This window comes from Nonomuraea sp. NPDC059023, assembly GCF_042740095.1.
In the GTDB taxonomy this organism is placed as follows: domain Bacteria; phylum Actinomycetota; class Actinomycetes; order Streptosporangiales; family Streptosporangiaceae; genus Nonomuraea.
The window spans coordinates 19,746-29,696 of record NZ_JBHYIO010000021.1 but is presented as its reverse complement, the minus strand read 5'-3'; the positions used below and the strand labels follow the sequence as shown (position 1 = coordinate 29,696).

Sequence of the window (9,951 nt, the reverse complement as noted above, 5' to 3'; positions counted from 1 at the left end):
ATCGGTCAGCTTGCCGGGGCCACCGCGACAATAGTTAGGTAACCCTTGCCTAATCAAGACTCCCTGTAACAAAATCGGGAACCCCGTAGACATCGGGCGAGAGGACGGGTTCTGTGCTGGACGGGTGCGTGCCCTGGCCGGAGGAGTTCGCGGAGCGATACCGCGCCGCCGGGTACTGGAAAGACGAGACGCTGGGCGAGATGTTGCGCGCCCGTGCGCGCGAGCGCGGCGAGCGGCCCGCCCTGGTCGTGGGACAGGAGAGATACACCTACGCGGAACTGGACGCCCGCGCCGACCGGGTCGCGGCCGGACTGCTCGCGCTGGGCATCGGGCCGGGCGACCGGGTCGTGGTCCAGCTCCCCAACACCGCCGGCTTCGTCGCGCTGATCTTCGGGCTGTTCCGGCTCGGCGCGCTGCCGGTGTTCGCGCTGCCCGCCCATCGCTCCAGCGAGATCGGGTACTTCTGCGCGTTCACCGGCGCGGCCGCGTACGTCATCCCCGACGAGCCCGAGTACCGGGAGCTCGCCGAGGAGGTCCGCGCGGACCTGCCCGCGCTCAGGCACGTGCTGACCGCGATCCCGGAGGCCGAGCCGGTCGAGCTGCCCCGGCCCGACCCGGCGGACGTGGCGCTGTTCCTGCTGTCGGGCGGCACCACGGGCGTGCCCAAGCTGGTCCCCCGCACCCACCAGGAGTGGGCCTACAGCGGGCGGGCCGTGGCCGAGGCCTGTGACTACGACGCGAGCACGGTTCACCTGGTGAGCCTGCCGCTGGGCCACAACTGGCCGCTGACCCACGGCCTGCTGGCCACCGTCCACGCCGGCGGCACGCTCGTGCTGGCCTCCGGGCCGAGCCCCGACGAGACGTTCCCGCTGGTCGAGCGGGAGGGCGTCACCGAGACCGGGCTCGTGCCCGGCGTCGCGCTGCTCTGGATGGAGGCCGCCGAGTGGGGCGAGCACGACCTGTCGAGCCTGCGGCGGGTCACGATCGGCGGCTCCAAGCTGAGCGACGAGCTGGCCACCCGGGTCGAGCCCGCGCTCGGCTGCCGCCTGCAGCAGGCGTTCGGCATGGCCGAGGGGTTGTGCGGCTTCCACCGGCCCGCCGATCCGCCCGAGGTGGTGCTGGTCAGCCAGGGGCTGCCGGTCTCACCGGCCGACGAGATGCGCGTGGTCGACGAGGATGACGCGGACGTGCCGCCGGGCGAGATCGGGCAGCTGCTGGCCCGCGGCCCCTACACGATCCGCGGCTACTACCGCTCCCCCGAGCACAACGCGCAGTCCTTCACCTCCGACGGCTTCTACCGCACCGGCGACCTGGTCCGCCTGCTGCCGACCGGCCACGTGGTCTTCGAGGGCCGGGTGAAGGACCAGATCAACCGGGGCGGCGACAAGATCGCGGCAGAGGAGGTCGAGAACCACCTGCTCGCCCACCCGAAGGTCCGCCAGGTCGCGCTGGTCGGCGTGCCCGACGAGGTGCTCGGCGAGCGTGGCTGCGCCTGCGTGGTGCCGCGCGGCGAGCCGCCGACGCTGGCCGAGCTGGCCGCGTTCCTGCACGAGCGCGGGCTGGCCGCCTTCAAGGTGCCCGACCGGCTGTGGATCATGGCGGAGTTCCCCCTCACCCCTCTCGGCAAGGTCAGCAAAAAAGCCCTGACCGCCATGGTCGGCTGATGCACGCCGAATTCAAGGAGACAGGGTTCGAGGAGATCTGCGCCAAGGCCGCGGCCGAGGCCAGGAACGCCGGGCACCCCGTCCTGGCCCTGTGGCGCGAGGAGATCGAGCGGGTGGAGCCGCTGCTGCCGTCCGCGCCGTCGCGCAGCACGTTCTTCTGGTCATCGGGGGACCTCACGATCCTGGCCATGGACCGCGCGATCGCCTTCCCCGCCGAGGGCAGGAACCGCTTCGCCGAGGTGCGCCAGGCGTGGGAGCGGACCGCGCGCACGATGGTCGGCGGCGGCCCCGGCTCGCGCGCCACGCCCGCGCTGGTGGGCGCGTTCTCCTTCGACGAGGGCCCCGGCTCGCTCATGTGGGTGCCGCGCGTGCTGGTCGCGCAGCGCGCCCACGGCCCGGCCACGCTGTGCCTGGCCGCCCGCGCCGATCCGGTCCACGGCGTCGAGGACGATGCCGCCCGTACGGCCTGGCGCGCCGTCAGCTGGCTGGCCGGCCCCGTCGTACGGCCCTGCCCGCCGCTCCCGGTCACCGGCGCCGCGATCGAGGAGGTGCCCACGGCCGAGGAGTGGAAGGCGATGGTGGCGCGGGCCGTCGGCCAGATCGAGGCGGGCCGGTTCAGCAAGGTCGTGCTCGCCCGCCGGCTGCGGGTAGGCCTGCCGTACCCGCCGGACCTGGGCGGGCTGCTGCACACGCTCGTCGGCGCCCAGCCCGGCACCACCGTCTTCGCGGCCGGGACCGGCACGCGGACCTTCGCCGGCGCCACCCCCGAGCGGCTGGTGGCGGTGCGCGGCGGGCGGGCCGAGACGATGAGCCTGGCCGCCACGCTGCCGCGCGGGAGCACCGGCGGCGACGACGCCCGGCTGCGCGCGGAGCTGCTCGGCGACGCCAAGTGCCGGCGCGAGCAGGCCATCGTCACCGACATGCTGCGCGGCGCGCTGGCCGAGGTGTGCCATGAGGTGGAGGCGCCGGACGAGCCGGAGGTGCTCGACCTGCCGCACGTACGGCACCTGCACAGCCGGGTGCGCGGCCGGATCGCCGACCCGGAGACGACCGGCGTGCTCGACCTCGTGGAGCGGCTGCATCCGACGCCCGCCGTCGGCGGCCACCCCCGCGAGCAGGCGCTCGGCTGGCTGCGCGCGGCCGAGCGGTTCGACCGGGGCTGGTACGCCGGCCCGATCGGCTGGGTGAACGCCGACCACGAGGGCGACTTCGCGGTCGCGCTGCGCTCGGCGCTGCTCGACGGTGCCGTCGCGACCCTCTTCGCCGGCTGCGGCATCGTCGCCGGCTCCGACCCGGAGCGGGAGCTGGCCGAGACGTGGCTGAAGTTCCGCCCCATGCTGTCCGCACTCCTCAACGATCAGGGAGGCCCCCGATGAGCGATCGCGCGGCGCTGATGGAGCTCATGGCGCCGATCCGCGGCCGGGTGGTGGCGGCGTCGGCGCTGCAGGTGGTGTACGCGGTGTCGGCGCTGGTGCCGTTCGTGTGCGTGGCGGAGCTGGCCAGGGAACTGCTGGCGCCGGGCCCGCCCGACGGAGGGCGGGTCTGGGCCATCGCGGCGGTGGCGATCGGCGGCCTGCTGGTGCGCTTCCTCACCTTCGGCGCGGCCGGCGCGATCATGCACTTCGCCGACGCCGACCTGCAGCTGCACCTGCGCAGGCGGATGGCCGCGCACCTGGCCAGGGTGCCGCTCGGCTGGTTCACCGACCGCAACTCCGGCCAGGTCAAGAAGGCCGTGCAGGACGATGTCAGGGAGATGCACCACCTGGTCGCGCACGCGCTGCTCGACCTGCTTGCGGCCGTGGTGACGCCGCTGGCGGCGCTGGCGTACCTGCTGACCGTGGACTGGCGGCTCACGCTGGTCACGCTGCTGCCGGTGCCGCTGTTCGCGGTGGCCTTCGCGGTGATGATGCGCGGGTTCGGCGAGCAGATGACCCGCTGGGCGGAGGCGAACGAACGGATCAACGCGGCGGTCGTCGAGTTCGTGCGCGGCATCGCGGTGATCAAGACGTTCGGGCAGACCCAGCGCTCCTACCGGCGCTTCGCCGAGGCGGTGGACGACTTCGCCGACTTCTTCGGCGCCTGGGTACGGCCGATGCTGCGGCTCAGCGGGCTCAGCATGGCGCTGATCTCGCCGCCGACGATGCTGCTCGTCGTGCTGGCCGGCGGCGCGCTGTTCGTCTCGCAGGGCTGGCTGGCCGCGCCGGACGTGCTGCCGTTCGCGCTGGTCGGCGTGGGGCTGACCGCGCCGTTCCTGACGCTCGACATGGGCTCGATGCGGCTGCGCAGGGCGGCGGAGTCGGCTGGGAAGGTCGCCGCGCTGCTGGACAGCCCGGTCCTGCCCGAGCCGGAGGAGCCGGTCGCGCCGGAGGGCCACCGGGTGGAGTTCCGCGGTGTGGGCTTCTCCTACGACGGCGAGACCCAGGTGCTGCGCGGGATCGACCTGGTCATGGAGCCGGGCACGGTCACCGCGCTGGTCGGCCCGTCGGGGTCGGGCAAGTCGACGCTGGCCAAGCTGCTGCCCCGCTTCCACGACGTCACCGAGGGCGCCGTCCTCATCGGCGGGCAGGACGTGCGGGCGATCGGCTCCGACCAGCTCTACCGGCACGTGGGTTTCGTCTTCCAGGACGTGCAGCTGCTGCGCGCCCCCGTCGCCGCCAACATCGCGCTCGGCCGCCCCGGCGCGAGCGCGGAGGAGATCGAGCGGGCGGCCAGGGCGGCGCAGATCCACGATCGCATCGTGGCCCTGCCGCGCGGCTACGACTCGGTGATCGGCGAGGACGCCCACCTGTCCGGCGGCGAGGCCCAGCGGGTCTCGATCGCCCGCGCGCTGCTGGCCGACGCGCCCATCCTGGTGCTCGACGAGGCCACCGCGTTCGCCGACCCCGAGTCGGAGTCGGCCATCCAGGACGCCCTGTCGACCCTGGTCGCCGGGCGCACGCTCCTGGTCATCGCGCACCGGCTGTCCACGATCACCGGAGCCGGCCAGATCCTCGTGCTCGACGGCGGCGCCGTGGGCGAGCGCGGGGTGCACGCGGACCTGCTGGCCCAGGACGGACCCTACGCCCGCCAGTGGGCCGCCTACGCCCGCGCGAGCGAACGCGACTGGACCCACGACGAGGAGGTCGTCCGATGATCCGCAGCCTCACCGCCCTCCTGGGCGCGAGCTTCCGGCGGCAGCTCGTCATCACCGCCGTCTACGCCGTCCTGCAAGGGCTGACGTTCGCGCTGCTCGTGCCGGTCCTGCGGGCGCTGCTCGGCGGGCAGCCCGCGACGGGCTGGCTGGCCGTCTTCGCCGCCGTCGTCGCCGCCACCGCCGTCGCGCACTACATCCAGTCACGGTACGGCTACGCCGTCGGCCTGTCGGCCATGCGCGGCCTGTTCCACCGCATCGGCGACCACGTGGCCACGCTGCCCGTCGGCTGGTTCAGCGGCGACCGCGTGGGCCGGCTCGGGCAACTGGCGGGCAAGGGCGTCATGGACGTCATGAGCGTGCCCGCCCACCTCATGCAGGTGCTCGCGACCGCGGTCGTGACGCCGGCGACCGTCCTGGTCTGCATGCTCTTCTTCGACTGGCGGCTGGCCCTGGCCGCGCTGGCCACGGCGCCGCTGATCTGGCTGGCCTTCCGCTGGACCGCCACGCTCGTGCAGCGCAACGACGCCGCCATGCACGACGCCGCCGCCGAGGCCGGGGACCGGGTTGTGGAGTTCGCCCAGCAGCAGGCGGTGCTGCGCGCCTTCGGCCGTACCAGCGAGGGCTTCGAACTGCTGGACCAGGCGCTCTCCCAGCAGCGCACCGCCCTGCGCAGGCTGCTCGGCACCGCGCTGCCCGGCCTCGGCGCGGTCGCGCTGTCGGTGCAGCTCGCCTTCACCGTCACGCTGATCGCCGGGTGCGCACTCGCGCTCGGCGGCTCGGTGGACGTGCCGGAACTGGCCGGGGTGCTCGTCCTCGCCGTGCGCTTCACCGAACCGCTGCTGGCCGCCGCGGACGTGGGCGCCGAACTGCGGCTGGCGCGGGGCAGCCTCGCGCGCGTCAACGAGCTCCTGGACACGCCCGCGCTGCCCGAGCCCGGCTCGCCGAAGGAGCCCGCCGTACCGTCGGTCGAGCTGGAGGATGTCGGCTTCTCCTACGGCGACGCGCCCGTCCTGCACGAGGTCTCCTTCACCGTCGCCCCCGGCACCATGACCGCCCTCGTCGGCCCGTCCGGCTCGGGCAAGACCACGCTCACCCGGCTCATCGCCCGCTTCTGGGACACCGGCTCGGGAACCGTACGCGTCGGCGGCCAGGACGTGCGCGAGCTGTCCACCGAGCGGCTGATGGGCATGGTCTCCATGGTGTTCCAGGACGTCTACCTCTTCGAGGGCAGCGTCGAGGACAACATCCGCCTCGGCCGCCCCGCCGCCACCGACGAGGAGGTACGCGCGGCCGGGCGCGCGGCGCGCGTGGACGAGATCGTCGAGCGGCTGCCCGGCGGCTGGCAGACCCGGGTCGGCGAGGGCGGCGCCACCCTGTCCGGAGGCGAACGCCAGCGCGTCTCCATCGCCCGCGCCCTGCTCAAGGACGCCCCGATCGTGCTGCTCGACGAGGCCACCGCCGCGCTCGACCCTGAGAACGAGGCGGCGCTCGTGGACGCCCTGTCGGCGCTGGCCCGCGAGCGCACGCTGCTGGTCATCGCGCACCGGCTGCAGACGATCGCGCGCGCCGACCAGATCGTGGTCCTGGAGGCCGGGCGGGTGGCCGAGCTCGGCACCCACGGCGAACTGCTCGCGCGCGACGGGCGCTACGCGGCGTTCTGGCGGGAACGCTCGCGGGCACAGGGGTGGAGGCTGGCCGGGCGCGCGTAAGGGACAATGGGGCCATGGCCGAGGAACGACCCCAGTGGCGAGTACTCGGCCGCCCCCGCGGGCGGCCGCCCCGCATCACACGCCCGGCCATCGCCGACGCCGCCCTGGCCGTCGGCTTCGACAACCTGACGCTGGCCACCGTGGGCGAGCGCCTGCACGTCAGCCACTCCGCCCTCTACCGGCACGTGACCGACCGGCAGGAGCTCGTCATCCTGGCCATCGACCGGGCCATGCAGCGGGCCGAGTGGCCGCGGCCCACCGGCGACTGGCGGGCCGACCTGCGCGAGCAGGCGTGGGCGATCTGGCGGCTGCTGGACGCGCACCCGGGGCTCATCCAGGAGTTCCTGCGGCTGACACGCTTTCCCTCGCAGATCATGGTGCGGTTCGGGGCGGCGGTGCGGCTGCTCGTGTCGTGCGGGTTCACGCCGGAGCGGGCCTTCCTCGCGGTGGACACGGTCTTCGACCTGACGGTGGACGTGTTCGGGCGGGGGCAGCAGATGGACCGGCCCGCGGCGGACGGGCCGGTACGGGTGGCGACGGCGGACGCGTGGGCGGAGGGGGTGGGACCCGAGATCGAGGCCCTGATGCGCGCCGCCCTCAACGAACCGGCGGCGATCTGGTTCGACCGCAAACTCACCCTCGTCCTGGACGGCATCACCGCCTCCCTCGCCCCCGACACCCCCACCTGATCCCCCTTCACGACCCTTGAAAGCCGCCGCCCTTCCTACGGCCCGGCAACCGCTCCCGCTCCCCGGATCCCCGCCACCGAACCCGCTCCCGGCGGCGGCACCTCCGAAACCGTCGCGCCCATCCGCAGCGCTGCCGAGCCCTCTGAAGGTTCGGCGCGTTCGAGGCCGCCACATGCTTTCCCCGAGTTTGCGCGGATGCCAGCGGGTTTCCGGGTGGCGCGGGACACCCAGGGTGGCCGGGGCTGGGGTCAGACCGCGTAGGCGATGCGGTCCTGGGTGGTCAGTGCCGCCCGCACGGCCGTGATGCGGGCGAACAGGTAGGAGTTGCGCGGGCTGTCGCGGTTGACGTGGAGGGCGATGCCGTGGCCGGGGCGCTGCCGTACGGCCGCCTTCAGGTGCGCGGCGAAGTCCTTGGCGAGCACCACGTCGTCCCGCAGGACCAGGTGGTGGGTGGCCTCGGCGGGGCAGGCGGCCCAGGCTCGGCCGGTGGCGCGCGGAGGGCTGGGCGGCCGGTGGGGCCGGGGCCGGCGACGAGCCGGGGTGAAAGCTCCGCGCACTGCGCGGCGAGCGCCTTGGCGGCCGTTTCCCGGCTCGGGTGATAGATGACCGCGACGCTCTGCTTCAGGTCAGCCAATTGTCCGTCCCTCTCGTGCCAACTCCATTTCGTCCATGGCCGTGCACATCAGGTCGGCGTGCTTTCCGGCAGCGGGGTGAACGGACACGGTGCGCATTCCGGCGGCTCCGGCGGCCGAAATTCCAAGCGCCGAATCCTCGAAGACAACGATGTCTTCGGGGCGCAACCTCGGGACTATTTCGGCGAGGCGCTCCATCGCCGTGATATATCCCTCCGGGTGTGGTTTTCCGTGCGTGACGTCCTCGCGCGTCAACACGGTCGCGAACAGGTGCGTGAGTCCCGCGAGCGCCGGCACGGGCTCCACCTCGGCGCGCGGGCCGCCGGCGACGAGGGGCCGGCGGCACGTGGACGGATAGGCGCCGGATCAGGACGGCCGCGTCGGGCCGGACCGGCGACACCGTGCGCAGGCGAGCCAGGTAACGCGCCAGGCGGGCCCGGCCGAGCCGTTCGAGCTGTTCGGGCGCCGGTGGCCGCAGGCGGAAGGCCCGATGGATCTCATGGAACAGGTCCCGGTCGCTCAGGCCGCCGAGCCGGGCGCGGAGGAAAGGGCCGGTCGAGCTCCACCCCCAGCTCGGCGGCGGCGGTTTCGGCGTAGACGAGATATTGCAGTTCGCCGTCGCTGGTGATGGTGCCGTTAAAGTCGAAGGCGACCGCGCGTACTCCACAAAGACCGGCAATCGCCAGCGAAGCCCCTGCTATCCCCGCGAGTGTCATGACTTACACATTTACCGGCATACCACCACCCCTGCAGCATCCGTGTGCGGCAGCATGCGCCCATTGCAGCGTGTTGCCAAGGTCACATCCCGTCATCGATGACCGACATCACGTTGCCATTTCTGGCACAATGTGATTAGTTTCTGACACAATGCACACGCCTCATAATGTCTGCTGAGAGAAGGAATGCTCGCTCAACCGGCCTTCGGCCATCGCCTCAGGGCGCTCCGTCTCGAACGCGGGCTGTCTCAGGCCGCGCTCGCCGCCGGCGGGCTGTCCACCGGCTATCTCTCCCGGCTGGAGTCCGGCGCCCGCCCGCCCACCGCCCGCGTCGTCGAGCACCTGGCCGTGCGCCTCGGCGTGCCGGTGTCGGCCTTCGACGCCGCGCACGAACCGCAGTCGCTGGCCCAGGTGCTGGCCTCGGTGACCTCAGCGGAGGAGACCGGCGACCCGGGCGAGGCCCTGGCCGACGCCCTGCGCGCCGACGACCGTCTCAACCCGGCCCTGACCTGGCAGGCGATGTGGCTGCTCGCCCGCATCCGCGGCGGCCAGGGCCACCACGACGAGGAGCTGGAGCTCCTGGGTGAGCTGGTCGCGCTGAGCGACAGCCTGGGCTCGCCCGAGCTGCGCGCCCGCTCGCGCACCGAGCTGTCGCGGTGTGTGCAGGCCCTCGGCGACAACACCCGGGCTCGCGACTACGCCCACGAGGCCTACACGCTCTCCCCCGACCTGTCCACCGCCGACCGGGCCGGCGCGCTCCAGGCGCTGGTCTCGGCCGAGGCGGAGGCCGGCCGGCTGGCCGAGGCCAGAGCCCACGCCGACGAGTTGTGCGAGGTGACGGAGCAGGCCGGCGGCACACTGTTCATCAAGGCGCTGTGGGCCTCGGCCACCGTACGCATCCGGCAGGGCGACTACTCCGGCGCACAGCAGGCCCTGGAGCGCGCGTTGCAGGGCCTCGACAGCCGGGGCGACCTGCAGCTGTGGATGCGGCTGCGGCTGGCCGCCGCCTCGCTCTACCTGCAGATCACCCCGCCGCTGACCGACCGGGCCGCGGCCAGGCTGGACGAGGTCGGCCCGGTGCTCGCCCTGGTCGGCACCGACCTGCACCAGCAGCAGCTGCTCACGCTCCGCGCCCACCTGGCCTTCGAGGACGGCCGGATCGAGCAGGCCCGCGAGCTGGTCGAGCGGATCGGCGAGGCGGGCGAGCTGCTGCTGTCCTTCCGCGACCGCATCCGGTTCCAGGCGTTGCGCAGCCAGTTGCTCATCCTCGACGGCCAGGTCGAGGAGGGCAACACCGCGCTGCGTACCCTGGCCACGCAGGCACAGGAGGCGCTCAACGTCGAACTGGCGGCCGAGATCTGGAAGATCCTGGCCACCACGCTCTACAGCAAGGCCTGACCGTTGACTC

General features: G+C 73.2%; 7 protein-coding genes and 1 pseudogene. 6 read left to right on the top strand and 2 right to left on the bottom strand.

Annotated elements, in window-relative coordinates; all coding sequences use genetic code 11:
- The first annotated feature begins 113 nt into the window (after window positions 1-113).
- Genes ACFWYW_RS31820 through ACFWYW_RS31800 form a run of 5 tightly spaced genes read left to right on the top strand, consistent with a single transcriptional unit; the run spans window position 114 to window position 7,195 of the window.
- Window positions 114-1,664, top strand: coding sequence for a (2,3-dihydroxybenzoyl)adenylate synthase (locus ACFWYW_RS31820; RefSeq protein ID WP_379617925.1), 1,551 nt, complete (start codon window positions 114-116; stop codon window positions 1,662-1,664).
- A complete protein-coding gene (locus ACFWYW_RS31815) occupies window positions 1,664-3,040 on the top strand; it encodes an isochorismate synthase MenF (protein WP_379617927.1) in 1,377 nt (458 codons plus the stop codon). Before ACFWYW_RS31820 ends, ACFWYW_RS31815 begins: the two co-directional genes overlap by 1 nt.
- On the top strand, window positions 3,037-4,797 hold the full coding sequence (locus ACFWYW_RS31810; protein WP_379617929.1) for an ABC transporter ATP-binding protein: 1,761 nt from the start codon (window positions 3,037-3,039) through the stop codon (window positions 4,795-4,797). The genes ACFWYW_RS31815 and ACFWYW_RS31810 overlap by 4 nt, the downstream gene beginning before the upstream one ends.
- A complete protein-coding gene (locus tag ACFWYW_RS31805) occupies window positions 4,794-6,506 on the top strand; it encodes an ABC transporter ATP-binding protein (RefSeq protein WP_379617931.1) in 1,713 nt (570 codons plus the stop codon). Before ACFWYW_RS31810 ends, ACFWYW_RS31805 begins: the two co-directional genes overlap by 4 nt.
- Before the next feature lie 14 nt (window positions 6,507-6,520).
- On the top strand, window positions 6,521-7,195 hold the full coding sequence (locus ACFWYW_RS31800) for a TetR/AcrR family transcriptional regulator (protein ID WP_379617933.1): 675 nt from the start codon (window positions 6,521-6,523) through the stop codon (window positions 7,193-7,195).
- A 248-nt stretch (window positions 7,196-7,443) separates the two neighbouring features.
- Here the strand turns inward: ACFWYW_RS31800 and ACFWYW_RS31795 are convergent, their stop codons facing one another.
- Window positions 7,444-7,752 (bottom strand): hypothetical protein, encoded by a 309-nt coding sequence (locus ACFWYW_RS31795; protein ID WP_379617935.1) that lies wholly within the window; start codon window positions 7,750-7,752, stop codon window positions 7,444-7,446.
- A 69-nt stretch (window positions 7,753-7,821) separates the two neighbouring features.
- Window positions 7,822-8,148 (bottom strand): annotated as a pseudogene (locus ACFWYW_RS31790) (HAD family hydrolase); the annotation flags it as partial.
- 581 nt (window positions 8,149-8,729) lie between these two features.
- Between ACFWYW_RS31790 and ACFWYW_RS31785 the strand changes: the two are divergent.
- Window positions 8,730-9,941 (top strand): helix-turn-helix domain-containing protein, encoded by a 1,212-nt coding sequence (locus ACFWYW_RS31785; RefSeq protein ID WP_379617937.1) that lies wholly within the window; start codon window positions 8,730-8,732, stop codon window positions 9,939-9,941.
- Window positions 9,942-9,951 lie beyond the last annotated feature (10 nt).

Excerpts from the sequence above, each read along its gene's own strand:
- ACFWYW_RS31800 (WP_379617933.1), top strand. The coding sequence starts at position 6,521 with ATGGCCGAGGAACGACCCCAGTGGCGAGTACTCGGCCGCCCCCGCGGG.
- ACFWYW_RS31810 (WP_379617929.1), top strand. The coding sequence starts at position 3,037 with ATGAGCGATCGCGCGGCGCTGATGGAGCTCATGGCGCCGATCCGCGGC.
- ACFWYW_RS31805 (WP_379617931.1), top strand. The coding sequence starts at position 4,794 with ATGATCCGCAGCCTCACCGCCCTCCTGGGCGCGAGCTTCCGGCGGCAG.
- ACFWYW_RS31785 (WP_379617937.1), top strand. The coding sequence starts at position 8,730 with ATGCTCGCTCAACCGGCCTTCGGCCATCGCCTCAGGGCGCTCCGTCTC.
- ACFWYW_RS31815 (WP_379617927.1), top strand. The coding sequence starts at position 1,664 with ATGCACGCCGAATTCAAGGAGACAGGGTTCGAGGAGATCTGCGCCAAG.